The sequence below is a fragment of the Microbacterium phycohabitans genome (genome assembly GCF_032464935.1).
Taxonomy (GTDB): Bacteria; Actinomycetota; Actinomycetes; order Actinomycetales; family Microbacteriaceae; genus Microbacterium; species Microbacterium phycohabitans.
Genome location: NZ_JAWDIT010000003.1, coordinates 336,051 through 362,441, shown reverse-complemented (window position 1 = coordinate 362,441; position 26,391 = coordinate 336,051). Strand labels below are relative to the sequence as shown.

The window sequence follows — 26,391 nt, the reverse complement described above, 5'->3', positions numbered from 1 at the left end:
CCGGATGCCACGCTCTCGCCCGCGCGCGATCTTCACGCGCATCGGCGGGATCGTGGCATCCGTCGTCCTGGTGCTCTGGGGGGCCGCGACCCTGGCGTTCGTGGCGTTCCGGGTCATCCCCGGCGATCCCGTCGAGGTGATGCTGGGGCCGCAGGCGCAGGTCGGCGATGCGGTGAAGGCGGCGATGCGTAGCGACCTCGGCCTCGATCGGCCGGTGCTGGAGCAGTACGCGTCGTTCATCGCGCGCCTCGCGAGGGGCGATCTGGGCGAGTCGTACCAGCTGCGCCTGCCCGTGACCGAGGTCATCGGCCGCCAGCTCGGGCCGACGCTGCAGTTGTCGGCGCTCGCCCTGGTCATCGCGGTGGTGCTGGCGCTGGCATCCGCTCTGCTCGTTCGCGGGCGGACCGGTCGTGCGGTGGCATCCGGGATCGAGCTCGTGGTGCTGTCGTCGCCGGTGTTCTGGACGGGCCTCGTGCTGCTGAGCGTGTTCTCGTTCCAGCTGGGGTGGTTCCCGGTGTCGGGGGCGCGGGACGGCGCCGCCATCGTGCTCCCCGCGGTGACGCTGGCGCTCCCCGTCGCCGCTCTGCTGTCGCAGGTCTTGCGCGACGGCGTCGAGGCGGCCGAGCGCGAGCCCTTCCTGCTGACCGTGCGGGCCCGCGGCGCCGGCGCGGTGCGCGAGAGCGTGCACCACACCCTGCGCCACGCCGGGGCCGGGGGACTCACGCTCGCCGCGTACCTCGTGGGGTCGCTTCTGGGCGGAGCGGTGCTGGTCGAGACGGTGTTCGCCCGTCCCGGAATCGGTCGCGTCACGCTCACGGCCATCACCGACCGCGACCTGCCCGTGATCACCGGGGTGATCCTGCTCAGCGCGCTCGTCTTCGTCGTGATCAACACGATCGTCGACCTCGTCGTGCCCCTGATCGACCCCCGCCTGCGTGCCGCGGAACCCGCGCTGAGCGTGCGGACGGCGGTGCCGTCGTGAGCGGGCCCCGTCCGGCGCGCCGGGCCGCGCTGATCGCCGCCGGTACCGTCCTCGCCGTCATCGCCGTCGCCGCCGTCGCGCCCGGTCTCCTGGCCACCCACGATCCGCTGCTCACCGACGTGCGCTCCACGCTCCAGCCGCCCAGCGCGGCGCATTGGTTCGGCACCGATCAGAGCGGACGCGACGTCTACTCGCGCGTCGTGTACGGGGCGGGCCGGTCGGTCGGCATCGGCCTGCTCGCCACGGCTCTCGCCCTCGTCGTCGGGGTCGTCGCGGGTTCGCTCTCGGCCGTCGCGCCGCGCCTCGTCGACGCCGCGGCGATGCGCGTGGTCGACGTGCTGCTGGCCTTCCCCGAGTTCCTCGTGGCGCTGCTGGTCGTCGCGGTGCTCGGTCCCGGAGCCGTGAACGTCGCGATCGCGGTGACGATCGCGGCGGTCCCGGTGTACGTGCGACTGGCGCGCGCGCAGACGCGTTCGCTCGCGGCGGCCGAGCACGTCGAAGCGGCGCGCCTCATCGGCGTACCCGCTGCGGTGGTGCACGTGCGCCACGTGCTGCCGGGCGTTCTCGGCGCCGTGAGCGTGCTCGCGACCATCGGCATCGGCACGAGCATCCTGGCGGCCGCGGGGCTCAGCTTCCTGGGGCTCGGCCCCACCGAGCCGACCGCGGAGTGGGGCCTCATGCTCTCCGCGGGACGCAACCTCCTGTTGCAGGCACCGTGGGTCGCGCTGTTCCCCGGGCTGGCCATCACCGCCACCGTCGTGAGCGTCAGCGTGGTCGGCCGCATCTTGCGTGCGCGAGCCGAGGAGCGGGGCGCATGAGCGGCGTGCGGGTGCGGGGCCTGCGGATCGACGGGCCGTCGGGCTCGATCGTCCGCGATCTCGATCTCGATGTCGCGCCGGGGGAGTGCGTCGCGATCGTCGGGGAGTCGGGGACCGGCAAATCGGTGAGCGCCCGGGCCCTGCTGGGGCTCACGCCGACGGGTCTGCGCAGCTCGGCGGACGAGCTCGAGATCGACGGCGTCGACACGCGCACGTTCGGCGAGCGGCAGTGGAGACGACTGCGCGGCCGCCGCATTGCGCTGGTGTCGCAGGACGCGCTCGTGTCCCTCGATCCGCTCCGCCGCATCGGCGCCGAGGTCGCCGAACCGGTCCGCATCCACGAGCCCTCGGTGCGCGGTGCCGCCCTCGCCGCTCGCGTGCGCGACAGCCTCGCGCGCGTGGCGATGCCCGAGCCCGACGTGCGGGCACGGCAGTATCCGCACGAGCTGTCGGGGGGTCTGCGTCAGCGCGCGCTCATCGCCTCCGCGCTTGCGGCGCACCCGGCGGTGCTCGTCGCCGACGAGCCCACGACGGCTCTGGATGCCACCGTGCAGGCCCGGGTGCTGGCGCTTCTGCGACGCATCGCCGACGACGGCGTGGCCGTGGTGTTCATCAGTCATGACCTCGGCGCCGTCGCGCGGGTCGCCCACCGGGTCGTCGTCCTGCACGAAGGACGCGTCGTGGAGACCGGCCCGACGGCCGAGGTGCTGGCATCCCCCCGCGATCCCCACACGCGGGCGCTGGTGGCCGCGGTCTCGCACGAGCCGCTCGGACGGAGTCCGCGCACCGACGAGCCCCTGCTGCACGCCGACGGCCTCGGGAAACGCTTCGGCGACCGCGTGGCCGTCGACGACGTCTCGCTCGCCCTGCGTCGCGGACGCACCCTCGCGGTGGTGGGGGAGTCGGGCTCGGGCAAGACGACCCTCGCCCGCATGATCGTGGGGGTGACGGATCCGGATGCCGGGTCTTTGCGCTTCGACGCCCGGCCCTGGTCGTCGCGGGTCGCCGTCGGCGCCGCGCGTACGCGAGTGCAGCTGGTGCAGCAGAATCCGTGGGGTGCTCTCGACCCGCGGTGGACGATCGGACGCACGCTCGGCGAGGCCGTCGCCGCCGGAGGGGTGCCGCGCGGTGAGCGCCGTGCCGCGGTCGCCGCGCTGCTCGAGGAGGTCGGCCTCTCGCCGGCGTTCGTTCGTCGCCGGCCCGCGCAGCTGTCGGGCGGTCAGCGCCAGCGTGTCGCGATCGCGCGAGCCCTGGCGGTGTCGCCCGATCTGCTCGTGCTCGACGAGCCGGTGTCGGCCCTCGATGCGTCGGTGCGGGCGCGCATCCTCGACCGCCTGCTCGCGCTGCAGTCCGAGCGGGATCTCGCGATGGTGTTCATCACGCACGATCTCGACGTGGTGGCCGCGATCGCCGACGACGTGATCGTGATGAAGGACGGCCGGGTGGTCGACTCGGGCGCCGTCTCGTGCGTCTTCGCCGCCCCCGCGCACCCCTTCACGCGCGAGCTGCTGGCCGCGGCCGGCCTCCGCTCCGAACCCGGCGGAGCCGCAGCTCCGCAGTGAGGGTCCACAGCACCCGGGCCACACCGGCATCACGACCCGGTGGTGCGGACTTTCGGCGAGGCCGACGCCGCCGCAGAACGCGGCCCCGACCCGCGGCCTCGAGCGCCGCGCCGGCGCGCGCAGCCCCGCGCTCGCGTAGAATGAGGGCAACAGCGTCGATCCGGCCATCACCGGGGAGCTCGCGGAAGAACGTCCGGCCCCTCGACACGCTCAGGGACCGGACCACTAGAACCGCGCGGGGCAGGCCCGTCATCGCCGCAGTGAGAGTGGCGCGCCATCAGGGCGCGCAATGCAGGGTGGTACCGCGGTCCTGACGGATCGTCCCGGCGAGCAGACCTCGACCCGCGGAGAGACATGACCTACCCTCGCCCCTCATCCTTCGGACCCGCCGCCGACGCCGGTCTTGCGGGCACGCCCGCGTCGACCCCGGATGCCACGGCCCCTGCGTCCGGCGGAAGCGCCGCCGCCACGGCATCCGTCGTCCCCAGCCCCCGCTTCCCGGAGATCGAGAACGACACGCTCGCGTTCTGGGCGGCCGACGACACCTTCCGCGCCTCGATCGCGAACCGCGAGGGCGCCCAGGAGTGGGTCTTCTACGACGGTCCGCCGTTCGCGAACGGCCTGCCGCACTACGGGCACCTGCTCACCGGGTACGCCAAAGACGTCTTCCCGCGTTTTCAGACCATGCGCGGCAAGAAGGTCGACCGCGTGTTCGGGTGGGACACCCATGGCCTCCCGGCCGAGCTCGAGGCGATGAAGCAGCTCGGGATCACCGAGAAGGACGAGATCGAGGCCATGGGGGTCGCGACCTTCAACGCCAAGGCCCGCGAGTCGGTGCTCGAGTACACGCGGGAGTGGCAGGACTACGTCACCCGCCAGGCGCGCTGGGTCGACTTCGACCGTGGCTACAAGACGCTCGACACGACCTACATGGAGAGCGTGCTCTGGGCCTTCAAGACCCTGCACGACAAGGGTCTCGCCTACGAGGGCTACCGCGTGCTGCCGTACTGCTGGCGCGATGAGACCCCCCTCTCCACGCACGAGCTGCGCATGGACGACGACGTCTACAAGATGCGCCAGGACCCCTCGGTCACCGTCACCTTCCCCCTCGTCGGCGCCAAGGCCGAGGCGCTCGGTCTCACTGGCGTGCGCGCCCTGGCCTGGACGACGACGCCGTGGACGCTCCCCACTAACCTCGCTCTCGCGGTGGGTCCCGGCATCCGGTACGCCGTGATCGAGGGCGGCCCGAACGGCGCCGCCGACGTGCACACCACCGCCGACGGCACCCCCGACGAGGCCTTCGAGGCCGTCGCCCACCGCTACCTGCTGGCCGAGGATCTGCTGCCGAACTACGCCAAAGACCTCGGGTACGAGAGCCCGGATGCCGCCCGCGCGGCCGTGCAGTCCACGATCCTGGGCGCGGAGCTCGAGGGCGTGTCGTACGACCGCCTCTTCGACTACTACGCCGACGCCGAGACCTGGGGCACGCAGAACGCGTGGAAGATCCTCGTCGACGACTACGTCACCGTCTCCGACGGCACGGGCATCGTGCACCAGGCCCCGGCCTACGGTGAGGACGACAAGCGCCTCGCGGATGCCGCGGGTTTGCCGACCATCATCTCGCTCGACGACGGCGGCCGCTTCCTGTCGGCCGTCACCGACGTTGCGGGGGAGCTGTGGATGGAGGCCAACCGGCCCCTCATCCGCCTGCTGAAGCAGGCTGGTCGCCTCGTGCGCGAGGCCTCGTACGAGCACTCGTACCCGCACTGCTGGCGCTGCCGGAACCCCCTGATCTACAAGGCCGTGTCGAGCTGGTTCGTGCGCGTGACCGACATCAAGGACGACCTGCTGGCGAACAACCAGCAGATCACCTGGGTGCCCGAGAACGTCAAGGAGGGCCAGTTCGGCAAGTGGCTCGAGGGTGCGCGCGACTGGTCGATCAGCCGCAACCGCTACTGGGGGTCGCCGATCCCGGTGTGGAAGAGCGACAACCCCGACTACCCGCGCGTCGACGTGTACGGCTCGCTCGCCGAGATGGAGGCCGACTTCGGCCGCCTCCCGGTGAACGCGGACGGCGAGGTCGACCTCCACCGTCCCTACATCGACGACCTCACCCGGCCGAACCCCGACGACCCGACCGGGCAGTCGACGATGCGCCGCATCGAAGACGTGCTCGACGTGTGGTTCGACTCGGGCTCCATGCCGTTCGCGCAGGTGCACTACCCGTTCGAGAACCACGAGTGGTTCGACGAGCACGCCCCGGCCGACTTCATCGTCGAGTACATCGGGCAGACCCGCGGCTGGTTCTACGTGATGCACGTGCTCTCGACCGCGCTCTTCGACCGCCCGGCGTACACCGGGGTCTCGTGCCACGGCATCGTGCTGGGCAACGACGGGCAGAAGATGTCGAAGTCGCTGCGCAACTACCCGGACGTGCGCGAGGTGTTCGATCGCGACGGCTCGGATGCCATGCGGTGGTTCCTCATGTCGAGCTCCGTGCTGCGCGGCGGCAACCTCGTCGTGACCGAGGAGGGCATCCGGTCGGGCGTGCGCGAGTTCCTGCTCCCGCTGTGGAACGCGTGGTACTTCTTCGCGACGTACGCGAACGCATCCGGTGCCGATGGCTACGAGGCCGAATGGCGCACCGACTCCACCGACGTGCTCGACCGGTACATCCTGGCGCTGACCGGCGACCTGGTGACGAACGTCGCCGCCGACCTCGAGGGCCTGGACTCCACGACCGCGGCCGAGCGCCTGCGCGACTTCGCCGAGGTGCTGACCAACTGGTACATCCGCCGCTCGCGCGACCGCTTCTGGGTGGGCGTGACCGACGATCCGCGCAGCCGCGAGGCCTTCGACACGCTGTACACGGTTCTCGAGACCCTCACCCGCGTCGCCGCCCCGCTGCTGCCTCTCGTGACCGAGCGCGTCTGGCAGGGTCTGACCGGTGGACGCAGCGTGCACCTGACCGACTGGCCGGATGCCGCGGCGTTCCCCGCGTCCGCCGATATCCGCACCGCGATGGACACCGTCCGCGAGGTCTCCAGCGTCGCCAACGCCCTGCGCAAGCGCGAGGGCAAGCGCGTCCGCCTGCCCCTGCCGCGTCTGACGGTGGTAACCCCGGATGCCGCGGGCCTGGCGCAGTTCGACGACATCCTGCGCGACGAGCTCAACGTCAAGAGCGTCGAGCAGGTCGCGCTCGAGGAGGGCACCGCTGCCGCGTACGGCATCACGCACCGGCTCTCGGTCAACGCCCGCGCCGCGGGACCCCGCCTGGGCAAGCAGGTGCAGAAGGCCATCAAGGCGGCGCGCGAGGGCGACTGGAGTGAGGTCGACGGACAGGTCGTCGCGGGCGGCATCGCCCTCGAGCCCGCCGAGTACGACCTGGTCGTCGAGACCGCGGGTCGCCCCGAGGGAGAGGCGCTGGCCGTGCTCGCGGGCGGTAGCTTCGTGCTGCTCGACACCGTCACCACGCCGGAGCTTGAGGCCGAGGGCCTGGCACGCGACATGATCCGCGGCATCCAGGACACCCGCAAGGCGGCCGGCTTCGACGTGAGCGACCGGATCTCCCTCTCGCTGACCTTCGTCGAAGACGCCGACGCGCAGGCCGTGGCCCAGGCGTTCGACATCGCGGGGGTGGCCTCCGAGACTCTCGCCGAAGCCGTCGTGCTGGCCGGTCCCGCGGGCCGACTCGTCGAGCGGGGGTCCCTGGCCCCCGCGGAGTTCGAGAACGTGCTCGCCGCCAAGACCTACGCGAACGTCGGTGCCGTCACGGTCGCCGTCGCACGGATCGGAGCCCCCGCATGAGCGATCGCACCAGGGCCGACGCCGTCTACAGCGCCCTGCTCGAACGGCAGGGCGAGCAGTGGGTGCAGCCGCGCGTGGAGCGCACGCGCCGCGTGCTCGAGCTGCTCGCCGACCCGCAGCGCACGTATCGCGTGATCCACGTCACGGGGACGAACGGCAAGACCTCGACCAGCCGCATGATCGAGAGCCTGCTGCGCGCGATGGGCCTTCGCACGGGGCTGTTCACCAGCCCCCACCTCGAACGCTTCACCGAACGCATCCTCATCGACGGCGAGCCCGTCTCGGACGCTGCGATCGCCGACGCGTGGGACGAGATCCAGCCGTTCGTCGGCATGGTGGATGCCGAGTTGGCCGCGGCCGACGACGCCCCGCTGACGTTCTTCGAGCTGCTCACGGTGCTCGCCTTCGTGGTCGCCGCCGACGCGCCGATCGACGTGCTCGTGCTGGAGGTCGGCATGGGCGGGGAGTGGGACTCCACGAACACCGCCGACGGCGACGTCGCGGTCTTCACCCCCATCGACGTCGATCACGTCGACCGGCTGGGCGCGACGATCGCCGAGATCGCCACGGTCAAGTCCGGCATCATCAAGCCCGAAGCCGCGGTCGTCTCGGCGGCCCAGCCCGAGGAGGCCCTCCGCGCGATCCGCTCGCGCGCCGAGAAGGAGGGCGCGCACGTCACCGTGGCCGGCGATGGTTTCGCGCTCGAGGCGCAGACGCTCGCGGTCGGCGGCCAGCAGCTCGACATCCGCGGTGTCGCCGGCACGTACCGCGAGGTCTACCTGCCCCTCTACGGCGCGCACCAGGGCACCAACGCCGCCCTCGCCGTCGCCGCGGTGGAGTCGCTGATCGGCGGGGGCACGCAGCCGCTCGCCGCCGACGTGGTGGCCGATGGACTCGGCAACGCCACCTCGCCCGGGCGCCTGCAGCTCGTCGGCACCGCACCGACCGTGCTCGTGGACGCCGCGCACAACCCGCACGGCGCCCGCGCGCTGGTCGCCGCCCTCGACGAGGCCTTCGACATCGACGAGTGGGGGGCCGTCGTCGGCATCCTCGACGGGAAGGATGCCGTGGGCATCATGTCGGCGCTCGTTCCCGCCGTGGCGCGGGTGTTCGCCACCGCCCCCGACAGCGACCGCGCGACCGACCCCGACGTGATCGCCGACGTCGCCGAGGCCGCCGATCTGCCCGTCACCGTGCACCCCACCCTCGAGGACGCGGCCGAGGCCGCGCGCGCGTGGGCCGCGGAGTCCGACCGCCGGGCCGTCGTCATCGCCGGCTCCGTCGTGCTGGCCGGCGAAGCTCTGCGTCTGTCGGAGCTCGAGGATTGGAAATCGGGGTGGCAGGCGTGAGCCCCCGCGAACCGCGCGCGCCGCGCCCGCGTCGTCAGCGCGGAGCGCAGGAGTCGCTGGGCGCGGTCGTGCTCGGCTTCGAGTCGATCATCGTCTTCCTCGGCGGCCTCGTCGTCTACGGCCTCAAGGTGCTGCCCTTCGGCATCGAGCCGTGGTGGGGGATCGTCGCCGGTGTCGTGCTCGCCGTCGCGATGGTCGCGGTGTCGGGCCTGCTGCGTCACCGCTGGGCGCTGTTCGCCGGGTGGGGGCTGCAGGTGCTCCTGCTGCTCGGCGGTTTCCTCGTTCCGGCCCTCGCCGTGGTCGCGGTCATTTTCGGCGGCATGTGGGCGTATGCGACGATCAAGGGAGCGGCCCTCGATCGCGCGAACGCGCGGCGGACCGCCGACCCCGACCTCTCGAACGGAGAATGACCCATGGCCACCGAAGAGACCCTCGTCCTGGTCAAGCCCGATGGCGTCGCCCGCGGCCTGACCGGCGCGATCCTCGCCCGCATCGAGGCGAAGGGCTACGCCCTCGTCGACATCCGCCTGGTCGAGCCCGACCGTGAGACCCTCGCCCGGCACTACGCCGAGCACGAGGGCAAGCCGTTCTACGAGCCGCTGCTCGAGTTCATGCTGTCCGGCCCCTCGGTCGCGATCCGCCTCGCGGGCAACCGCGTGATCGAGGGCTTCCGCTCCCTCGCCGGCACCACCGACCCCACCACCGCCGCCCCCGGCACGATCCGCGGCGACTTCGGCCGCGACTGGGGCCTGAAGGTGCAGCAGAACCTCGTGCACGGCAGCGACAGCGTCGAATCCGCCGAGCGCGAGCTCGCGATCTGGTTCGCCTGATCCCGGATGCCGTGAAGGCCGTCGCTCCGTGAGGGCGGCGGCCTTCGTCGTTCCCCTAGGTGCGGAGCGGCCCGAGGTGGCTGAGCCTGTCGAAGCCACCGCGGGCAGCGTCCACGTGAGGTGGCGAAGCCTGTCGAAGCTACCTACCCGCGGCTCCCGGTCCCTTCGACAAGCTCAGGGACCTTCGGGGGTCCGACGATCGTCGACGAGCTCAGCGACCTCCGACGCGGCCGGGAACACGAGCCCCGGCGTCGACGCGAGGTGGCTGAGCCTGTCGAAGCCACCGGTGCCCGTGCGCGCACTACCTCGGCGATGCGCGCCGGGTCAGTGGCATCCGGGTCGCTCGAGCTGAGGTCATGCGCATGGCGGAGGATGTGCGCAGCGCGACGCACCGACGCGTCAGAGCTGCGACAGCACGTCCAGGCGCACCTGCGCCAGCACCGCGACGACGACGTAGCACGCGAAGGCCATGAGCGGCACCCAGACCATGAGTCGGTCGGCGACCTCGCGCACCTTCGGGGCGCCCGGGATGACGCCCTCGCGGAGCACGTGCAGCGTCACGACGAAGAACGACGGGATGACGACCGCCCACGTGACCATGCACCACGGGCACAGGGTCGCCAGCACGAACAGGCTCTGCGAGATGAGCCAGACGACGAAACCGATCGCGAAGACGAAGCCGAGCCAGAACAGCACCCAGAACCACCGGGCGAAGCGGGCGCCCGCCAGCAGGGCCATTCCGACCACGATCGGGGCGATCCAGGCCCCCAGGCCGATGATCGGGTTGGGGAAGCCGAAGACGCTGCCCTGCGACGACTGCAGGTTGGTGGAGCACTGGACGAGAACGCTGAAGTCGCAGGATGCCGCGGCCCCCGGGTTCATGAGCTGGTGGAAGCGCTCCATGGTGAGCGAGAACGCCGCCCACCAGCCGACGACCCCGGCGAAGATCAGCCAGATCGCGACGACGACCGGACGGCGGGGGGCGGCGGCTTCACTCATGGAGGCGATTCTCGCACCGTCGCGCTATGCGGTCGCTTCGAACGGCCTCACTCGCGCGTCGCGAAGACGCTGTGATCGACCACCTCTCCCGTGAACAGGTCGAGGCCGGGGGGTGGGCCTCCGTGCTGTGCGGCGTACTGCTGCTCCCACTGGGGCAGATCGGCGGTAACGCCGTCCGCGGCCGAGGCGAAAGCGCCCGACGCATCGCGCACCAGGGACGCCTGCTGCTTCAGAACGCCGCCGTCGATCTCGATGCGCTGGTTCGCCGCTGTCATCGTGTCGCCCCCTCCGCGATCGTCCTCGCCTCGTCCATGGTGATGCTCGACCCGTCGTAGTTCGGCGTCGCACCGAGACTCGTGAGCGCTGATGCCACGTCGATCCTCGTGTCGTCGCCGTCGCGGAAAGCCACGTCGAGGTACTCCATGTTCAGGTTTCGCCCGTCCAGGGCGATTCCGATCACACTGCGAACGAACTCCGGCGACGCCTCCGTCCCCTCCCCGGTGGGGAGGGTGACGGTTCCCCCCACCGTCAGGGTCTCGGTGAACCCGTCGAGGCTGACATCGGCGTAGGCATCCGAAATGCCGAGGTCGGCGGCCTCGAGTGCGGCGGGGATCTCCGTCTTGTACGAATCGTCGGCGAGCGGCGATTGGCTGCAGCCCGCGGCGAGACTCGCGACCACCGCGAGGCCGACGACCGCGATCGTGCGGACGAGACGCCTCATGCCGTCGCCCCCAGACCGCGAGCACCGGCGAGGTCGACCTCGCTGTAGGCGGCGGCGAGGTCGTCCAGCGCCCCGCACGTCCTCGTCAGCAGGGCTGTGCGGCTGGCCGCGCTCGTGCCGAACTGCGCCTGGGCGAACGCGTAGGCCTGCTGTGCCTCTCCGCTCCATTGCGTGCTAAGTGTCGCGGCCTCGCGCGTCAGCGTCTCGACGAGCTGGTCGATCCGCGACCCCGCGTCCTTGATGTTCTGCGCGGCGGTCGCGAGTCGAGCCGGCGTCACCTCCAGATGATCGATCATGCGTCCAGCCTCCCTGTGGTCGGACCGGCGTACTCTTCCTCGATGCGCCGGCGTGTCGTGGCGACGAGCTCCGAGGAATCCCCGAGGCTCTCCGTCATCGTTCGAAGCGCGGTGTCCGCCGCGTCGCGCTGCGCCTCGCGCACGGTCTCCGTGATGATGCGCGACAGGGTCGCGGCATCCAGATCCATCGCGCTTGCGGACAGATCGACGCGATTCACGCGTCCGCCCGCGGTTGCCGAAACGCGCACCTCCCGCCCGACCGAAGTGCGCGTGGCGGTGGTGGTGCGCACGTCGGTGGCCATGCGGGCCGCATCGTGCGCGAGCGCCCTGGCCTGTGCCGTCTGGGCCTGCACGCGTGCGCGTGCCTGCTCCGGAGCGCTGAGCGAGTCCTCGGACCAGGTCATGGTGGCCCCCTTCGCCAGAACTCCGAGCCTACCCAGGCCCCTCCGGGCGTGGAAGGGCGGATGCGATGGGTCGGTCCCGCGCGGTCGCGAGCGTTCGCGGCGGTTCATGCGATAATGAAGGCTGATGTGACCGCGGCCGCGCCGCAGGAACATCACCCAGAAGACTTCGGGCGATGACCGCCCTTCGCAGCCCGAGCCGCAGGCCGGCTGCAGACCGAGTGAGTTCGCGGCCCCGCCGGGTGCGGCGCTGCATGAGATTTCGTCGGGCGACGCGCGGTGTCGCCCGCCAGGGAGTACCCCGATATGGCCGATGTGACAGACGAACAGAACCCCGCCGACGAGACGCAGGTCTCACCCGACACCGCCATGTCATCGGACGCTGACGTGGTCGACGAGGAGCAGGCGGCGGTCCAGGATGCCGAGGACGCGGCGTCCGACGACACCGAGGCTCCCGCGGTGCTCGACGTGACGGACATCCCGGCGCCCGACGACGTCGTGGCGCCAACCTCGGAGGACGCCGCCGTCGCGGCATCCGTTCCGGTTCCCGACGAGGCGCCGACCTCGTCCGACGCGGTCACGGAGCAGACCGAGCCCGCGACCCCGGCCGAGCCCGCGACCCCGGCCGAGTCCGCGAGCCCGGCTGAGCCCGACACCGCCGCCGAGCCCGAGGCGCCGGCCGAGCCCAAGGTGCCCGCCGAGCCCGAGGTCGCTGCGGAGCCCGAGAAGCCGGTGCGCCCCACGGCCGTGTCGCTCGGCCTGCTGCCCGAGAACTTCGTGTCGGCCGTGTCGACCGCGCTGCACTTCTACGCCCCCGCGCTGCCGCCGCTACCGGCGCGCGAGGAGTCCTGGGACCGTGACGACCGCGACGACGAGGGCCCCGCCGAGCGCGGCTCCGCGAACGCGCGCCGCCGCAACCGCCGCCGCGGGGGAGCGAGCACCGGGTCCGCCGACGAGGCCCCCGAGGCCCCGGCCGCCCCCGTCCGCCAGCGCGCGGTCGAGGTCATCACCGAACCGCAGCGCATCAAGGGCTCCACGCGCCTCGAGGCGAAGAAGCAGCGTCGCCGCGACGGTCGCGAAGCCGGTCGCCGCCGACCCGTCGTGACCGAGGCCGAATTCCTCGCACGCCGCGAGGCCGTCGACCGCGTCATGGTCGTGCGCTCGAAAGCCGGTCGCATCCAGATCGCCGTGCTCGAAGACAACGTGCTCGTCGAGCACTACGTCGCCCGCAACCAGGACGCCTCGCTCATCGGCAACGTCTACCTCGGTCGCGTGCAGAACGTGCTGCCGAGCATGGAGGCGGCGTTCGTCGACATCGGCCGCGGACGTAACGCCGTGCTGTACTCCGGCGAGGTCGACTGGGACGGCGTCGAGACCAACAACCAGCCCCGCCGCATCGAGCTGGCCCTCAAGTCGGGTGACCGCGTGCTCGTGCAGGTCACCAAAGACCCCGTGGGCCACAAGGGTGCGCGTCTGACGAGCCAGATCTCGCTGCCCGGCCGATACCTCGTCTACGTGCCCAACGGCACGATGAACGGCATCTCGCGCAAGCTCCCCGACACCGAGCGTGCGCGCCTGAAGAAGATCCTCAAGGAGGTGCTCCCCGAGTCGTCGGGCGTCATCGTGCGCACCGCCGCCGAGGGCGCCACCGAAGAGCAGTTGACCCTCGACGTGCAGCGCCTCACCTCGCAGTGGGAGCACGTGTCGAGCCAGGTGAAGACCATTCAGGCGCCGGCCCTGCTGCACTCCGAGCCCGATCTGCTGGTGAAGATCGTGCGCGACGTCTTCAACGAGGACTTCACGCGCATGCTCATCCAGGGCGACGAGGCGCTGCAGACGATCTCGTCCTACCTCCAGGGCGTCGCCCCCGACCTCCTCGAGCGTGTCGAGAAGTACGAGGGCGAGCAGGACCCGTTCGACGCGTTCCGCGTCACGGAGCAGATCGAGAAGGCCCTCGACCGCAAGGTCTGGCTGCCCTCCGGTGGTTCGCTCGTCATCGACCGCACCGAGGCGATGACGGTCGTCGACGTCAACACGGGTAAGTTCGTCGGCTCCGGTGGCAACCTCGAAGAGACCGTCACGAAGAACAACCTCGAGGCGGCCGAGGAGATCGTCCGTCAGCTGCGCCTGCGCGACATCGGCGGCATCATCGTGGTCGACTTCATCGACATGGTGCTGGAGTCCAACCGCGACCTCGTGCTGCGCCGCCTCATCGAGTGCCTGAGCCGCGACCGCACGAAGCATCAGGTCGCCGAGGTCACCTCGCTCGGTCTCGTGCAGATGACCCGCAAGAAGCTGGGTCTCGGCCTGCTCGAGACCTTCAGCGAGGCGTGCGAGGTGTGCGCCGGTCGCGGGGTCGTCGTGCACCACGACCCGGTGGTGCGTCACCGCACCTCGGGATCGGCCGGCGGCAACGGGGGCAACGGCAACGGCGGCAACGGCGGTTCGTCGAACCGTCGCGGTCGCGGCGGCAACGGACAGAACGGCAACGCGCAGAACGGCGGCTCCGGCAACGGCTCGGCGCAGAACGGCGGCAACGGCGGTTCCGCGCCAGCCCCGGCCGGCGGCACGCACGTGATCACGGAGGGCGTGAAGTCCGCGCTCGCTCAGATCGCGGCATCCACCGTCAAGCCGACCATCGACGACCCGGCCGTCGTCGAGGCGGCCGTCGTCGCCTCCGTCGAGGCCGTGCTCGAGGCCAAGTCCGAGTCCGAGGCGCCCGCCGCCCCGGCGCGTGAGAAGCGTCCGCGGAAGAAGCGCGAACCCAAGGCCCCGCGCACCGAGAAGGACGCGCTCCTGGAGTCCGTGCTCGAGGCGCTGCCCGAGCCCAAGGCTCCGGGACAGGGGCGCTCGCGTCGTCGCGTGACCACCGCCGCCCTCACCGGCACCCCGGTCAACGCGCAGCCGAACCCGGAGTCCTGAGCCGTCATCCCGTGAGGGGTCGTCCTGCGTCGCCGAGCATCGTTGGCGACGGCGTGCGGCCCCTCACGCATGCGGTCGGACGGGATGGATGCCACCGACCGCACGTGTTCGCTGCGACCAGCCGTCGGTGATATCGGCGTCAGCGCCTCGCGTCGCGTCGCTCCCGGGCGGTGATGCGCAGGCCGGAGGCGCGCAAGCGGCGCACGAGTTCCTTCCCGCCCACGTGCTCGGCGCCGGCCGCGACCAGGTCGGCGTGCCGCTCATCGGGGACGTCGTAGTGGTCGAGGTCGAAGGCGCGCGAAGGGATGCCGGCGGCGGCGGCGAAGGCGTGCAGCTCGTCGAGATCGGTGTCGCTCACCAGATGCGCCCACAGTCGTCCGTGCGCGGGCCACTGCGGGTCGTCGATGAGGATCGCCATTCCGCGATCCTACGGTCGACACGCGGGACGGATGCTTTTGCCGGATGCTCCCGGGTGAGCTAAACTTGACCCTTGGTGCGTCGCGTCCGCTCTCATCGGAGCGTGACCCCGCTGACTTTCGTCGGCCGGATCGCACCGAGACTTGGGTCATCAGACCCTCCCAACGTCATCAGACAACCGGAGCCGTGCGCTCCCGAACGAAACAGGTGTGAAGTGGTTTACGCAGTTGTGCGCGCCGGCGGCCGCCAGGAGAAGGTCCAGGTCGGCACGGTCGTCGTGCTCGACCGCCAGAAGGCGAAGATCGGCGAGAGCATCCAGCTGCCCGCCGTCCTGTTCGTCGACGGCGACGCGGTCACGACCGACGCCGACAAGCTCGCGAAGGTCTCGGTCACGGCCGAGGTGCTCGGCGAGGAGCGCGGTCCGAAGATCGTGATCCAGAAGTTCAAGAACAAGACCGGCTACAAGAAGCGCCAGGGCCACCGTCAGGACCTCACGCGCGTCAAGATCACCGGCATCAAGTAAGAGCCAGGAGACGCAGAGATGGCACACAAAAAGGGCGCAAGCTCCACCCGTAACGGTCGTGACTCCAACGCACAGCGCCTCGGCGTGAAGCGCTTCGGCGGCCAGGCCGTCCTCGCCGGCGAGATCCTCGTCCGCCAGCGCGGCACGCACTTCCACCCCGGCGCCAACGTCGGCCGTGGTGGCGACGACACGCTGTTCGCTCTGGCCGCGGGTGCGGTCGAGTTCGGCAACAAGGGCGGCCGCAAGGTCGTCAACATCGTCGCTGCAGCGGAGTAATCCTCAGCGCTCCGGCGCTTCCGAGGGGGTGGGCACTGCCCGCCCCCTCGTCTTTTTTCCCGTGCACGGCTGACCCGAACCTCGCCTGCACCGACGGCATCCCCGTCTCCCGCCGCGTCGGCCCCGCCGCCGCCCACCCGGAAGGACCCGCCATGGTCACCTTCGTCGACCGCGTGACCCTGCACCTGCGTGCGGGCAAGGGCGGCAACGGCTGCGTCTCGGTGCGCCGTGAGAAGTTCAAACCGCTGGCCGGTCCCGACGGCGGCAACGGCGGCAGCGGCGGCGACGTCGTGCTCGTCGCCGACCCGCAGGTGACGACGCTGCTGTCGTACCACCACTCGCCGCACCGCTCCGCGGGTAACGGCGGCTTCGGTATGGGCGACCACCGCTCGGGCGCCCTGGGCGAAGACCAGGAGCTTCCCGTCCCGCTCGGCACCGTCGTGAAGGATCCCGACGGCAACGTGCTGGTCGACATGCTCACCCCCGGCATGCGGTTCGTCGCCGCCCCCGGCGGCCTCGGCGGTCTCGGCAACGCCGCGCTGGCGTCGCCGAAGCGCAAGGCCCCTGGCTTCGCGCTGCTCGGTACCCCCGGCTGGGAGGGCGACGTCGTCTTGGAACTCAAGACCGTCGCCGACGTGGCGCTGGTCGGGTTCCCCTCAGCCGGCAAGTCCAGCCTGATCGCCGCCGTGTCGGCGGCACGGCCGAAGATCGCCGACTACCCGTTCACCACGCTCCACCCCAACCTGGGCGTCGTGCAGGCGGGTGATGCCCGCTACACGATCGCCGACGTCCCGGGCCTCATCGAGGGTGCGAGCGAGGGCAAGGGACTGGGGCTCGAGTTCCTCCGTCACGTCGAGCGCTGCACGGCGCTCGTCCACGTGCTCGACTGCGCCACGCTCGACCCGGGCCGCGACCCGCTGAGCGACCTCGACATCATCCTCGCCGAGCTGGCCGCCTATCCCGTGCCCGAGGGGCAGATCCCCCTCCTCGAGCGTCCGCAGATCGTCGTCCTGAACAAGATCGACGTCCCCGAGGCGCACGAGCTCGCCGACTTCGTCCGCCCCGACCTCGAGGCCCGCGGATTCCGCGTGTTCGAGATCTCCACCGTCAGCCGCGCCGGGCTCCGCGAGCTCACCTTCGCCCTCGGCGAGATCGTCGAGCAGCACCGCATCGCCTCCATCGCCGAGGCCCCCGCGGAGCGCGTGGTGATCCGCCCCAAGGGCGCCGTCAAGGACTTCGAGATCAAGGTCGAGGGCGGCACGTACGGCCCCGTCTACCGCATCCTCGGCGACAAGCCGGTCAAGTGGGTGCAGCAGACCGACTTCCAGAACGAGGAGGCCGTGGGCTACCTCGCCGACCGCCTCGCACGTCTCGGTGTCGAAGACGGCCTGTTCCGCGCGGGTGCGGTCGCCGGAGCGACCGTGGTCATCGGCCCCGGCGACGGCATCGTGTTCGACTGGGAGCCGACGCTCACCTCGGCGGCGGAGCTCATGACGGCGCCGCGAGGCACCGACCCGCGTCTCATCCAGAACTCCCGCCGCACCTCCTCGGAGCGTCGCGAGCAGTATCACGAGCGCATGGATGCCAAGGCCGACGCCCGCGCCGAGCTCGAGGCCGAACGCCGCGCGGCGCGTGCGGCGGGCATCTCGCCCGACGGCGACTCCACGGCCCTGACGCTCGAGGACGAGGAGCGATGACCGCGACGACGCGCGCCGACATCCCCGGCGCCGCCCGCGTCGTGGTGAAGGTCGGGTCGTCGTCGATCAGCGGCGACGGCGCCTACCGCATCGACACGATCGTCGACGCGCTCTCGCGGGCCCACCGCGCCGGCACCGAGGTCGTGCTCGTGTCGTCGGGTGCGATCGCCACCGCCCTGCCCCTGCTCGATCTCGAGGGGCGCCCCAACGATCTGGCCACTCAGCAGGCGGCCGCCGCCGTCGGCCAGAACGTGCTCATGTGGCGCTATCAGACCTCCCTCGATCGTTTCGGTCTGCTCGCGGGGCAGGTACTGCTGACCGCCGGCGACCTCGAGAACGCCACCCACCGCTCCAACGCGCGTCGCGCCATGGAGCGTCTGCTCGGTCTCGGCATCCTTCCCATCGTCAACGAGAACGACACGGTCGCGACCCACGAGATCCGCTTCGGCGACAACGACCGCCTCGCAGCGCTCGTGGCCCAGCTCGTCGGCGCCGACGCCCTGGTGCTCCTGAGCGACATCGAGACCCTCTTCACCCGCCCGCCGAGCGAGCCCGGCGCCCGCCCGATCACCGACGTGGCCTGGGGCGACGACCTGTCCGACTTCGAGTTCGGCGCAGGCGTCGTGAACGGCGTGGGCACCGGGGGAGCGGCCACGAAGGCCTCCGCCGCGAAGCTCGCCTCCACCGCCGGCGTCGGGGTGCTCGTCACGAGCGCCGACCTGGTGGCATCCGCCCTCGCCGGCGATGCGGTGGGCACCTGGTTCGCTCCCCATCCCGACCCCGTCACCCTGACAACGGGCCCCGTGGGCGCTGTGGGCGCGCCGGTACACTGAGCGCATGACCGTGATCGCCGCATCCGTCGACGAGCGCTTGCGTCTGGCCAAGGACGCCGCGCGTCAGATCGCGCTGCTCGACTCCGCACGCAAGAGCGCACTGCTGTTCGCCGTGGCGGAGGCGATCGACGAGGCCGCTTCCGAGATCGTCGCCGCCAACGCCGAAGACCTCGAGCGCGGTCGAGCGGATGCCATCGGCGAGTCGCTGCTCGACCGCCTGCGCCTCGACGCGGGACGCGTCGCCGCCCTGGCCGCCGCCGTGCGGGAGGTGGCCGAGCTGCCCGATCCCGTGGGCCGGGTGCTCGATACGCGCACGCTTCCCAACGGTCTCGCGCTGCAGAAGGTCGCCGTGCCGTTCGGCGTGGTCGGGTCGATCTACGAGGCGCGTCCGAACGTGACCGTCGACATCGCCTCGCTCGCGCTGCGATCCGGCAACGCCGTCGTCCTGCGCGGCGGCTCGGCGGCTCAGAGCAGCAACGCCACACTCGTGCGGGTCATGCGCGACGCGCTGCGCGCGCAGGGCGTCGACCCCGAGGCGATCCAGAGCGTCGACGACTTCGGGCGGGAGGGCGCGCGCGCCCTCATGAACGCCCGCGGTCTCGTCGACGTCCTGGTACCGCGGGGGAGTGCCTCGCTCATCGAGACCGTGGTCACCGAGTCCACCGTCCCCGTCATCGAAACCGGCGCGGGCGTGGTTCACGTCTTCCTCGACGCCACGGCCCGCGACGACTGGGCGCGCGACATCGTCCTGAACGCCAAGGTGCAGCGCCCGAGCGTGTGCAACGCCGTCGAGACGGTGCTCGTGCACCGCGACGCCGCCGACCGCCTGCTGCCCGAGCTGCTGGCATCCCTCGCCGATGCCGGTGTCACCGTGCACGGTGACGACGCGACCCGCGCTCACGACGACCGCGTCGTGCCCGCGACCGACGACGACTGGGCCCGCGAGTACGGCACGCTTGACCTCGCGGTGCGCGTGGTCGACGATCTCGACGGGGCTCTCGCGCACATCCGTCGCTACTCGACCCAGCACACGGAGTCGATCGTCACGGCCGATCAGGCCGCCGCCGACCGATTCCTGGCCGAGGTCGATTCCGCCGTGGTGCTCGTGAACGCGTCCACGCGCTTCACCGACGGAGGCGAGTTCGGCTTCGGTGCCGAGGTCGGCATCTCCACCCAGAAACTGCACGCCCGCGGACCCATGGGCCTCGCCGAGCTGACGAGCACCAAGTGGCTCGGGCGCGGCGACGGCCAGGTGCGCGCCTGACCGCCTAAAATGGCAACGCGCGTCCCGACGCGCGGAAACTTCGAACGGAGCACTGATGACTTTCGTGTCACTTCTCGCCCAGGCCGCTGAAGAGGGCGCCCACCACGGGGGCAACGTCCAGGCCTCGACCTTCTGGTACGGCGTGGTGGCCTTCGTCGTGTTCGTCGCGCTGAGCCTGGTGACGCTGTCGTACCGCAACGTCTCCAACCGTCACGCGCACAAGGCCGAGGCCTACACGCAGAAGCACGGCACGCCCACTCCCGAGGCCCACGGCCACTGAGGGCCACCGTATGTCGGTGACGCGCGCCCCTCGTATCGGGGTCATGGGTGGGACGTTCGATCCCATCCATCACGGTCACCTCGTCGCGGCCAGTGAGGTCGCGCAATCGTTCGACCTCGACGAGGTCGTCTTCGTGCCTACGGGCCGCCCCTGGCAGAAAGACGACGTCACCGAGAGCGAGCATCGCTATCTCATGACGGTGATCGCGACGGCATCCAATCCGCAGTTCACCGTGAGCCGCGTCGACATCGACCGCGCGGGACCCACCTACACGATCGACACCCTGCGCGATCTGCAGGAGCAGCGCCCGGGCGCCGAGCTCTTCTTCATCACCGGAGCCGACGCCGTCGCGCAGATCCTCAGCTGGCGCAACCATCAGGAGCTGTGGGACCTGGCGCACTTCGTCGCCGTCTCGCGTCCGGGTCACGTGCTGACCACGGAGGGCCTGCCCTCCGAGAACGTGAGCCAGCTGGAGATCCCGGCGCTGTCGATCTCGTCCACAGACTGCCGCGCACGTGTGCGCCGAGGACACCCCGTGTGGTACCTCGTGCCCGACGGCGTCGTGCAGTACATCGCGAAGCATCACCTCTACCGGAGTAAGGCATGAGCACTTCCGAGACCCCAGAGACGCCCGCCCTGACCCGTCGTCAGCTGCGCGAGCTGCGTCAGACCGGCGCGACCCCGATCATCCCGCCGCAGCCCGAGGGCGAGCAGACCCCGGATGCCGAGACCTCCACCCCCGCCGAGGTCATCGACGCGGTTCCCTCCGCCCCGACCGCCGCCGACGCCGCAGACGGATCCGCGGACGACGAGGCCGCGGACGCGCCCGGCGAGGAGCACACCAACGAAGAGGATCACGCCGCCGCAGAAGAGGCCGCAGACGAGTCCGGCGCCTCGGACGCCGCCGCGACCGAACCCGCTGTGGCCGACGAACCCGCCGCGTCCGCGCTGCGCCCCGCCGTCTTCGACTCTCCCTTCACCGACGCGGGTGCCGAGTTCGGGGTGTCGGGTCTGACCCGTCGTCAGGCTCGCGCGCAGGAGAAGATCCGCACGGCGGCCGTTCCGATCATCAGCCCCGACCTGGAGCCTGCGCAGCCCCGCCAGGCCGCGTCTCCGGCCCCCTCCGCGGCGGAGCCCGTGCTCCCCGCGATCTTCCGTCCCGCCGCTGCCGACACCGGCGAGAGCCCCGTCACCGCGGCCGAAGAGGCGCCCGCGCCGTCGGTGGTCAACCCGGCCCTGGGCTCCGACCTGCTCGACGGACAGACGCCCGACATCAGCCTGCCGGCGTCGTTCGATCAGCTCATCTCGCGCAACACCGGTGCCACCGGCACCGTCTCGACCCCGAACGCGTTGATCCTGTCGCAGACCCCCACCGGCGTTCCGCTGGTGGGCCCGATCAACGGCACGGGCGAGATCATGATCACCGGCACCTTCCCGCTCCCCGAGGGGCTCGGATCGGTCGGACACGCACCCGGCACCACCGACGGCCGTGACGCCGACGCGGTGCTCCTCGACGGCGAGCTCCCGCCCGCCTCGTCCCCCACGCCGATCGCCGCCAGCGCCGCGATCAGCACCGTCAAGCAACCGGGCGAGATCATTCGCCCACCGGCGCCCGAGAAGGGGAGCAAGCTCCTCGTCGGCCTCATCATCACGACCGGCGCGCTCGCGCTGGCGGTGGCCGTCACTCTCGTGCTCGCCTTCACGACAGGAGTCTTCCGATGACAGCCACCGATAACGGGCGGGAGATGGCGCGGATCGCCGCTCTCGCCGCCGACTCCAAGAGCGGCGACGACATCGTCGCCCTCGACGTGTCCGAGCCCCTTCCCCTCGTCGACGTGTTCCTGCTCGTCACCGGTCGCAACGAGCGCAACGTGGCGGCGATCGCCGACGAGGTCGAGGAGAAGCTGCTCGAGGCCGGTCACAAGCGCCTGCGCCGCGAGGGTCGCCAGGAATCGCGCTGGGTCCTGCTCGACTTCGGCGATCTGGTCGTGCACGTGTTCCACGAAGAGGAGCGCGTCTACTACGGTCTCGAGCGCCTGTGGAAGGACTGCCCGGTCATCCCGATCGAGCTGCCCACGCCCGCGAACGCGCCCGAGTAACCACGCCCTCGAGAACGCCCTCTGCCGACCAGCAGGGGGCGTTCTCGTATGTCCGGGGCGGGCGCCCTCGCGTGCGTCCCGAGCGGCCTCGGTCGGCATCCGTTCACCGGATTCGGAGGGTGGCGCGGGATTCGGATGCAGAGAGCGCATCGACCCGGTTCTGGGGCGGTTCTCCGGTTCTGCGGCGGCGATCCGCATCTGCGGGGCATAGAACGCGGGGCACAGAACGCGAGGCGCCGAATCGACCGTAAAGCAGCGCCGGGTCGACCGTGAGGCGCCGGGTCGGCCGCGGAGGCGCTGCGGATGGCATCCCTGCTCGCAAGAGGGATCCTGCATCAGGGGCAGCGGACTGACCGCGCGGGTCCCGGTGGAGTCACCCGAAGGCACGGCCGGGAGGGCGACACGACGACGCCGCCGGAACGACGAAAGCCCCCGCCGAAGCGGGGGCTTTCTCAACCGGGTGGACCTGAGGGGACTCGAACCCCTGACCCCCTGCATGCCATGCAGGTGCGCTACCAGCTGCGCCACAGGCCCGTGTTTTTTGTTTTCCGCCCCGTTTGAGGCAACTCCATGAGCTTACAACACGGATCGCAGACGAGGAAAATCGACGCCGCCGGGCGTGTCGTCGGGCGAGGCCACGGCAGCCAGCAGACGGTTTCGCAACTCCTGCCCACGGGCGCTGAGCGCTCGCTGGCGGGCGACGTATTCGGCTTTGCCCTCCGGGGTTTCGATGGCTACCGACCCGTAGCCCCAGTCGGTCAGGTCGTACGGCGACGCTTCCATGTCGAGCGTGCGGATGTCGCGGGCGAGCTCGAACGCGTCGAGAAGAACGGTGCCGGGAACGAGGGGCCCGAGCTTGACGGCCCACTTGTAGACGTCCATCCCGGCGTGCAGGCAGCCCGGTTGCTCCCACGCCGCCTGGTCGTCGCGCCGCAGCGACGTGCGGTTGAGGGGCACGGCATCGGGGGTGAAGAAGCGGAACGCATCGAAGTGGGTGCACTTGAGCTCGTGCGCGTCGACCACGGCATCGGTCCCCGCTCGGCCCAAGCGAAGCGGCACGGCGTGGCGTACCTCGTCGACGCGGTAGGCCATCGCCCATTCGTGCAGACCGAAGCACCCGAACTGCGCGGGACGATCGCGCGTCGCGCGCAGCAGGTTCACGATGCCGCGGTACATCGAGCCCTTCTCCGAACGGAAGGCGGCGGCATCCACCCGCACATCGTCGCCGTCGGCGCGGTACCAGCGCCAGTCGACGCGTTCGGTCGCACCGCGCAGCGTGACACCGGGACCGGGATGCCACCGCCGGAGGATCGCGGGCTTGTACGAGTAGTACGTGAAGAGGAAGTCCTCCACAGGGTGCTTCTCGCCCCGGCTCGCCCGCGCTCGGTGCGCCGCGGTCAGCTCGTCGGCGCGCGCGACGTGGGCGTCGGCCACTGGCATCCACTCGTCGCGGGAGAGGACGGAGGGGGCGTCGAGCGTCAGGGTCATCCGACCGGCTCGATGAGGTCGGGAGAGTCGTTGCGCACGTTGCCCATCGCTGCCGAGACGACGTGGTCGTCGAGCGTCTCGGCCACGTCGGGGGCGGCGTCGATCGCCGCGTCGAGGATGTCGCCGACGTTCTCGGTCGTGGGGTCGAGCCACGCGTCGGCGACGTCGGGGTCCATGAACAGCGGCATGCGGTCGTGGATCGAGCCGAGGCGGCCGATGGCATCGCGCGTGAGGATCGTGCAGCTCAGCACCCAGCGCGCCGGGTCGTCGTCGGCGCGGGCGGGGTCTTTCCACCACTCGTAGAGGCCCGCGAAGAAGAGCGGCGATCCGTCAGCGGGGTGGATGTAGTGCGGCGTCTTGCCGGCGTCGGTGGTCTTCCACTCGTAGTAGCCGGATGCCGGGATGATGGCGCGGCGCTTGATGAGGGCGTTGCGGAACATCGGCTTGTCTTCGACCTCTTCGCTGCGGGCGTTGAAGGCGCGCGCGCCGACCTTCACGTCTTTCGCCCAGCCGGGAATGAGACCCCAGCGCGCCACTTCGAGGCGGCGCACCGGCGGCTCGCTCTTGAGCGAATCGAGGACGATCGCCACCGGAGAAGTGGGCGCGATGTTGTACGACGGCCGAGGCAGTTCATCGGCCTCGACGTCGACGCGCAGCACCCCCACGAGCTCACTGGCGACATTGGCCACGACGAATCGACCGCACATGCCTCCACCGTACGCGGCCCCTCCGACATCGGGCGTCCGTCGCCGTCGGCCGCGCGGGAAGTGCGCCCTCACAGTTCGCGAAGCCCGGTGGCGTGCGACCCTCCCGCGGGCCCCGCGTCCGCGTGGTCTGCGCAACCTCGGCGATCGGCGCAACCTCGGCAATTTGCGCGATTTCGACGCCCAGCGCACCCTCGGCGCTCAGCGCGACATCAGCGATTTACGCTATTCCGACGTCTCGCGCAACCTCGAGATGAGCGCAACCTCCGTGATGTGCACAACCTCACCCCGAGGGAGCGGGTTCGCGCTGAGCGTGCGCGAATCGCAGAGGTTCTGTGCGGCGCTGAGCGTGCGCGAATCACCGAAGTTGTGTGCGGCATGGGCCGCGCGGCATCCGGGATCAGGCGTTGCGCGAGATGACGCCCACGTCTTCGAGCCGATCGAGCAGGGCCGCGCCGTCCGAGCCGGTGACCCAGGGCACCTCGGCCGCCGAGTGGTCGTCGACGACGGTGCGACCTCCGGCGAGCACGGCCTCGGCGGGCAGCAGGCGGCGGATGGCGACGGCCTCGACGTTCCGCGGGTGCTCGATCGCGAAACCGGTGTAGATCGCGTCGTCGTGCTGTCCGTCATCCCCGACGAGCAGCCACTTCACCTGCGGGAACTCGGCCGCGAGGCGGCGGAGGTTCAGTTCTTTGTGGTCGCGGCCGCTGCGGAACCAGCGATCGTGCGTCGGACCCCAGTCGGTGAGCAGGAACGAACCCGCCGGGAACAGGTGTCGACGCATGAAGCGCGTCAGCGTGGGTGCGACGTTCCACGCCCCCGTGGAGAGGTAGACGACGGGCGTGCCCGGGTGTTCCCGGGTGAGGCGCTCGAGCATGACCGCCATTCCGGGGACGGGCTGCCGCGCGTGCTCGTCGACGACGAACGAGTTCCAGGCGGCCAGCAGGGGGCGGGGGAGAGCGGTGACCATGACGGTGTCGTCGATGTCGCTGACGACGCCGAACCGGACGTCGGACCCGACGACGAAGACGCGGGTCTCGGCGGGATCGCTGCCCTCGACCGACATCGTGATGCTCTGCCACCCGGGCTTCAGCGTCGCCGGGAGCTTCGCATCGATGACCCCTCCGCGGTCGGCGGCGACCTGGTGGGTCACCCCATCGATCACGACCGTGACGTGCGCGAACCCCACCGGGACCGCGGCGAAGCTCCGCCACCCGCGCAGGCTCTCGAGCTCACCCGTGGAGGTGCGCTTCGTGGGCGGCGCGATCAGGACGCGGCCGAGGACGCGCACCCACTCCTCCGTGCCGTAGCCGGGGAAGCCGGTGACGGCGGGACGGAGGCCGCGGGCGCGGGCGCGTCGTTCGCGCCAGCGGTGGAAGCGGCGCTCCAGTCGGGCGAACCAGAGCACTTTGGCGCGAGGATTACGAGGCATCCGCCTCAGTCTTTCACGTCGCCGTCCGCGGATTCGAGGATCTGGTCGTCATCTGCCAGGTGACGGCGTTCCATCCGTTCGATGACCTTCTTGCCGACGAAGACGAGCACGAGGAAGACGACGAGAATGCCGACGAAGACATAGCCGGCGTAGTGGATCTGATCGCTGAGTTCGCGATACGTCCCCGCCGCTCCCGCCGCGACCGTGACGTACAGGCTCGCCCAGACGACGCACGCGGGGGTCGTCCACGCGAGGAAACGGCGGTAGCTGTACCCGCTCATCCCCACCGTTAGAGGGACGAGGGAGTGCAGCACGGGCAGGAAGCGCGACAGGAAGATCGCCGGACCCCCGCGTCGGCGCAGGTAGCGGTCGGCGCGGTCCCAGTTGCGTTCGCCCAGCTTCTGCCCGAGCCGCGACGCCCGGATGCGCGGTCCGAAGTAGCGACCGAGCCAGAAGCCGAGGCTCTCGCCGATGAGCGCCCCCACCACGATCGCGGCGGCGAGTACGACACCCTCCACGGGGGAGGCGACGGCGGTGCCGGCGACGATGACCATCGTGTCGCCGGGGACGACGAGACCGACCAGCACGCTCGTTTCGAGCATGACCGCGAGACCGGCGATGACCGTGCGCAACACGGGGTCGACGTTCTGGACGACGTCGAGCAGCCACGTGAGGATCTCGTTCACCTCCC

The 26,391-nt window shown here is 71.0% G+C and carries 27 protein-coding genes and 1 tRNA gene; 17 read left to right on the top strand and 11 right to left on the bottom strand.

Going from position 1 to position 26,391, the window contains the following annotated elements; genetic code table 11:
• The first annotated feature begins 4 nt into the window (after nucleotides 1-4).
• From RWH44_RS10300 to ndk, 7 genes are all read left to right on the top strand, one after another.
• Entirely contained in the window at nucleotides 5-982 is a 978-nt protein-coding gene (locus tag RWH44_RS10300) for an ABC transporter permease (protein WP_316004502.1), read from the top strand.
• Nucleotides 979-1,800, top strand: coding sequence for an ABC transporter permease (locus RWH44_RS10295; RefSeq protein WP_316004501.1), 822 nt, complete (start codon nucleotides 979-981; stop codon nucleotides 1,798-1,800). Before RWH44_RS10300 ends, RWH44_RS10295 begins: the two co-directional genes overlap by 4 nt.
• A complete protein-coding gene (locus RWH44_RS10290; protein WP_316004500.1) occupies nucleotides 1,797-3,362 on the top strand; it encodes a dipeptide ABC transporter ATP-binding protein in 1,566 nt (521 codons plus the stop codon). Before RWH44_RS10295 ends, RWH44_RS10290 begins: the two co-directional genes overlap by 4 nt.
• Before the next feature lie 354 nt (nucleotides 3,363-3,716).
• Entirely contained in the window at nucleotides 3,717-7,169 is a 3,453-nt protein-coding gene (gene ileS / locus RWH44_RS10285; protein ID WP_316004499.1) for an isoleucine--tRNA ligase, read from the top strand.
• Nucleotides 7,166-8,518 carry a bifunctional folylpolyglutamate synthase/dihydrofolate synthase gene (locus tag RWH44_RS10280; protein WP_316004498.1) on the top strand — a complete coding sequence of 451 codons (1,353 nt, stop codon included), beginning with the start codon at nucleotides 7,166-7,168 and terminating at the stop codon, nucleotides 8,516-8,518. The genes ileS and RWH44_RS10280 overlap by 4 nt, the downstream gene beginning before the upstream one ends.
• Nucleotides 8,506-8,928 carry a DUF4233 domain-containing protein gene (locus RWH44_RS10275; protein ID WP_316004497.1) on the top strand — a complete coding sequence of 141 codons (423 nt, stop codon included), beginning with the start codon at nucleotides 8,506-8,508 and terminating at the stop codon, nucleotides 8,926-8,928. The genes RWH44_RS10280 and RWH44_RS10275 overlap by 13 nt, the downstream gene beginning before the upstream one ends.
• A gap of 3 nt (nucleotides 8,929-8,931) precedes the next feature.
• On the top strand, nucleotides 8,932-9,348 hold the full coding sequence (ndk, locus tag RWH44_RS10270) for a nucleoside-diphosphate kinase (protein WP_058231506.1): 417 nt from the start codon (nucleotides 8,932-8,934) through the stop codon (nucleotides 9,346-9,348).
• Between the two features lie 399 nt (nucleotides 9,349-9,747).
• On the opposite strand, the gene RWH44_RS10265 is transcribed toward ndk, so the two are convergent.
• The 5 genes from RWH44_RS10265 to RWH44_RS10245 are packed head-to-tail and all read right to left on the bottom strand — an operon-like array spanning nucleotide 9,748 to nucleotide 11,768.
• Entirely contained in the window at nucleotides 9,748-10,347 is a 600-nt protein-coding gene (locus RWH44_RS10265) for a vitamin K epoxide reductase family protein (protein ID WP_316004496.1), read from the bottom strand.
• A 47-nt stretch (nucleotides 10,348-10,394) separates the two neighbouring features.
• Nucleotides 10,395-10,622, bottom strand: a complete 228-nt coding sequence (locus tag RWH44_RS10260; protein ID WP_316004495.1) for a hypothetical protein — start codon at nucleotides 10,620-10,622, stop codon at nucleotides 10,395-10,397.
• Nucleotides 10,619-11,068, bottom strand: coding sequence for a hypothetical protein (locus RWH44_RS10255; RefSeq protein WP_316004494.1), 450 nt, complete (start codon nucleotides 11,066-11,068; stop codon nucleotides 10,619-10,621). Before RWH44_RS10255 ends, RWH44_RS10260 begins: the two co-directional genes overlap by 4 nt.
• On the bottom strand, nucleotides 11,065-11,364 hold the full coding sequence (locus RWH44_RS10250) for a WXG100 family type VII secretion target (protein WP_316004493.1): 300 nt from the start codon (nucleotides 11,362-11,364) through the stop codon (nucleotides 11,065-11,067). The genes RWH44_RS10255 and RWH44_RS10250 overlap by 4 nt, the downstream gene beginning before the upstream one ends.
• A complete protein-coding gene (locus RWH44_RS10245) occupies nucleotides 11,361-11,768 on the bottom strand; it encodes a YbaB/EbfC family nucleoid-associated protein (RefSeq protein ID WP_316004492.1) in 408 nt (135 codons plus the stop codon). Before RWH44_RS10245 ends, RWH44_RS10250 begins: the two co-directional genes overlap by 4 nt.
• A gap of 303 nt (nucleotides 11,769-12,071) precedes the next feature.
• Between RWH44_RS10245 and RWH44_RS10240 the strand changes: the two genes are divergently transcribed.
• Nucleotides 12,072-14,687 carry an Rne/Rng family ribonuclease gene (locus RWH44_RS10240; protein ID WP_316004491.1) on the top strand — a complete coding sequence of 872 codons (2,616 nt, stop codon included), beginning with the start codon at nucleotides 12,072-12,074 and terminating at the stop codon, nucleotides 14,685-14,687.
• Nucleotides 14,688-14,826: 139 nt separating this feature from the next.
• On the opposite strand, the gene RWH44_RS10235 is transcribed toward RWH44_RS10240, so the two are convergent.
• Nucleotides 14,827-15,105 (bottom strand): DUF4031 domain-containing protein, encoded by a 279-nt coding sequence (locus RWH44_RS10235; RefSeq protein ID WP_298872542.1) that lies wholly within the window; start codon nucleotides 15,103-15,105, stop codon nucleotides 14,827-14,829.
• Between the two features lie 213 nt (nucleotides 15,106-15,318).
• Here RWH44_RS10235 and rplU point away from each other — a divergent pair, with 213 nt between their 5' ends.
• The 9 genes from rplU to rsfS all read left to right on the top strand — a co-directional run bounded on the left by rplU (nucleotide 15,319) and on the right by rsfS (nucleotide 22,076).
• Nucleotides 15,319-15,627, top strand: a complete 309-nt coding sequence (gene rplU, locus RWH44_RS10230) for a 50S ribosomal protein L21 (RefSeq protein WP_055836929.1) — start codon at nucleotides 15,319-15,321, stop codon at nucleotides 15,625-15,627.
• Between the two features lie 18 nt (nucleotides 15,628-15,645).
• Nucleotides 15,646-15,903, top strand: coding sequence for a 50S ribosomal protein L27 (gene rpmA / locus RWH44_RS10225; protein ID WP_298872544.1), 258 nt, complete (start codon nucleotides 15,646-15,648; stop codon nucleotides 15,901-15,903).
• 152 nt (nucleotides 15,904-16,055) lie between these two features.
• Nucleotides 16,056-17,600 carry a GTPase ObgE gene (obgE, locus tag RWH44_RS10220; RefSeq protein WP_298872547.1) on the top strand — a complete coding sequence of 515 codons (1,545 nt, stop codon included), beginning with the start codon at nucleotides 16,056-16,058 and terminating at the stop codon, nucleotides 17,598-17,600.
• Nucleotides 17,597-18,433 carry a glutamate 5-kinase gene (gene proB / locus RWH44_RS10215; protein WP_316004490.1) on the top strand — a complete coding sequence of 279 codons (837 nt, stop codon included), beginning with the start codon at nucleotides 17,597-17,599 and terminating at the stop codon, nucleotides 18,431-18,433. Before obgE ends, proB begins: the two co-directional genes overlap by 4 nt.
• Before the next feature lie 4 nt (nucleotides 18,434-18,437).
• Complete coding sequence (locus RWH44_RS10210) at nucleotides 18,438-19,697, top strand: glutamate-5-semialdehyde dehydrogenase (protein ID WP_316004489.1); 1,260 nt, start codon at nucleotides 18,438-18,440, stop codon at nucleotides 19,695-19,697.
• A gap of 55 nt (nucleotides 19,698-19,752) precedes the next feature.
• Nucleotides 19,753-19,977, top strand: coding sequence for a hypothetical protein (locus tag RWH44_RS10205; RefSeq protein ID WP_076675817.1), 225 nt, complete (start codon nucleotides 19,753-19,755; stop codon nucleotides 19,975-19,977).
• Nucleotides 19,978-19,987: 10 nt separating this feature from the next.
• Nucleotides 19,988-20,584: a nicotinate-nucleotide adenylyltransferase gene (nadD, locus tag RWH44_RS10200; RefSeq protein WP_136585537.1), complete on the top strand. Its 597-nt coding sequence runs from the start codon at nucleotides 19,988-19,990 to the stop codon at nucleotides 20,582-20,584.
• A complete protein-coding gene (locus tag RWH44_RS10195) occupies nucleotides 20,581-21,699 on the top strand; it encodes a hypothetical protein (protein WP_316004488.1) in 1,119 nt (372 codons plus the stop codon). The genes nadD and RWH44_RS10195 overlap by 4 nt, the downstream gene beginning before the upstream one ends.
• Nucleotides 21,696-22,076, top strand: a complete 381-nt coding sequence (gene rsfS, locus RWH44_RS10190) for a ribosome silencing factor (RefSeq protein WP_316004487.1) — start codon at nucleotides 21,696-21,698, stop codon at nucleotides 22,074-22,076. The genes RWH44_RS10195 and rsfS overlap by 4 nt, the downstream gene beginning before the upstream one ends.
• Before the next feature lie 461 nt (nucleotides 22,077-22,537).
• Here the strand turns inward: rsfS and RWH44_RS10185 are convergent.
• From RWH44_RS10185 to RWH44_RS10165, 5 genes are all read right to left on the bottom strand, one after another.
• Nucleotides 22,538-22,610: transfer RNA gene (locus RWH44_RS10185), tRNA-Ala, on the bottom strand.
• A 42-nt stretch (nucleotides 22,611-22,652) separates the two neighbouring features.
• Complete coding sequence (locus tag RWH44_RS10180; protein WP_316004486.1) at nucleotides 22,653-23,564, bottom strand: 3-methyladenine DNA glycosylase; 912 nt, start codon at nucleotides 23,562-23,564, stop codon at nucleotides 22,653-22,655.
• Complete coding sequence (locus tag RWH44_RS10175) at nucleotides 23,561-24,271, bottom strand: SOS response-associated peptidase (protein WP_316004485.1); 711 nt, start codon at nucleotides 24,269-24,271, stop codon at nucleotides 23,561-23,563. The genes RWH44_RS10180 and RWH44_RS10175 overlap by 4 nt, the downstream gene beginning before the upstream one ends.
• Nucleotides 24,272-24,668: 397 nt before the next feature.
• Complete coding sequence (locus RWH44_RS10170) at nucleotides 24,669-25,700, bottom strand: App1 family protein phosphatidate phosphatase (protein WP_298872568.1); 1,032 nt, start codon at nucleotides 25,698-25,700, stop codon at nucleotides 24,669-24,671.
• Nucleotides 25,701-25,705: 5 nt separating this feature from the next.
• Nucleotides 25,706-26,386: a DedA family protein gene (locus tag RWH44_RS10165; protein WP_298872571.1), complete on the bottom strand. Its 681-nt coding sequence runs from the start codon at nucleotides 26,384-26,386 to the stop codon at nucleotides 25,706-25,708.
• Between the last annotated feature and the right edge of the window lie 5 nt (nucleotides 26,387-26,391).

Coding starts and splice junctions, on each gene's coding strand:
- RWH44_RS10300 (WP_316004502.1), top strand. CDS start 5: ATGCCACGCTCTCGCCCGCGCGCGATCTTCACGCGCATCGGCGGGATC.
- RWH44_RS10290 (WP_316004500.1), top strand. CDS start 1,797: ATGAGCGGCGTGCGGGTGCGGGGCCTGCGGATCGACGGGCCGTCGGGC.
- ileS (WP_316004499.1), top strand. CDS start 3,717: ATGACCTACCCTCGCCCCTCATCCTTCGGACCCGCCGCCGACGCCGGT.
- RWH44_RS10280 (WP_316004498.1), top strand. CDS start 7,166: ATGAGCGATCGCACCAGGGCCGACGCCGTCTACAGCGCCCTGCTCGAA.
- ndk (WP_058231506.1), top strand. CDS start 8,932: ATGGCCACCGAAGAGACCCTCGTCCTGGTCAAGCCCGATGGCGTCGCC.
- RWH44_RS10265 (WP_316004496.1), bottom strand. CDS start 10,347: ATGAGTGAAGCCGCCGCCCCCCGCCGTCCGGTCGTCGTCGCGATCTGG.
- RWH44_RS10260 (WP_316004495.1), bottom strand. CDS start 10,622: ATGACAGCGGCGAACCAGCGCATCGAGATCGACGGCGGCGTTCTGAAG.
- RWH44_RS10255 (WP_316004494.1), bottom strand. CDS start 11,068: ATGAGGCGTCTCGTCCGCACGATCGCGGTCGTCGGCCTCGCGGTGGTC.
- RWH44_RS10250 (WP_316004493.1), bottom strand. CDS start 11,364: ATGATCGATCATCTGGAGGTGACGCCGGCTCGACTCGCGACCGCCGCG.
- RWH44_RS10245 (WP_316004492.1), bottom strand. CDS start 11,768: ATGACCTGGTCCGAGGACTCGCTCAGCGCTCCGGAGCAGGCACGCGCA.
- RWH44_RS10240 (WP_316004491.1), top strand. CDS start 12,072: ATGGCCGATGTGACAGACGAACAGAACCCCGCCGACGAGACGCAGGTC.
- RWH44_RS10235 (WP_298872542.1), bottom strand. CDS start 15,105: ATGGCGATCCTCATCGACGACCCGCAGTGGCCCGCGCACGGACGACTG.
- rpmA (WP_298872544.1), top strand. CDS start 15,646: ATGGCACACAAAAAGGGCGCAAGCTCCACCCGTAACGGTCGTGACTCC.
- obgE (WP_298872547.1), top strand. CDS start 16,056: ATGGTCACCTTCGTCGACCGCGTGACCCTGCACCTGCGTGCGGGCAAG.
- proB (WP_316004490.1), top strand. CDS start 17,597: ATGACCGCGACGACGCGCGCCGACATCCCCGGCGCCGCCCGCGTCGTG.
- RWH44_RS10210 (WP_316004489.1), top strand. CDS start 18,438: ATGACCGTGATCGCCGCATCCGTCGACGAGCGCTTGCGTCTGGCCAAG.
- RWH44_RS10205 (WP_076675817.1), top strand. CDS start 19,753: ATGACTTTCGTGTCACTTCTCGCCCAGGCCGCTGAAGAGGGCGCCCAC.
- nadD (WP_136585537.1), top strand. CDS start 19,988: ATGTCGGTGACGCGCGCCCCTCGTATCGGGGTCATGGGTGGGACGTTC.
- RWH44_RS10195 (WP_316004488.1), top strand. CDS start 20,581: ATGAGCACTTCCGAGACCCCAGAGACGCCCGCCCTGACCCGTCGTCAG.
- rsfS (WP_316004487.1), top strand. CDS start 21,696: ATGACAGCCACCGATAACGGGCGGGAGATGGCGCGGATCGCCGCTCTC.
- RWH44_RS10180 (WP_316004486.1), bottom strand. CDS start 23,564: ATGACCCTGACGCTCGACGCCCCCTCCGTCCTCTCCCGCGACGAGTGG.
- RWH44_RS10175 (WP_316004485.1), bottom strand. CDS start 24,271: ATGTGCGGTCGATTCGTCGTGGCCAATGTCGCCAGTGAGCTCGTGGGG.
- RWH44_RS10170 (WP_298872568.1), bottom strand. CDS start 25,700: ATGCCTCGTAATCCTCGCGCCAAAGTGCTCTGGTTCGCCCGACTGGAG.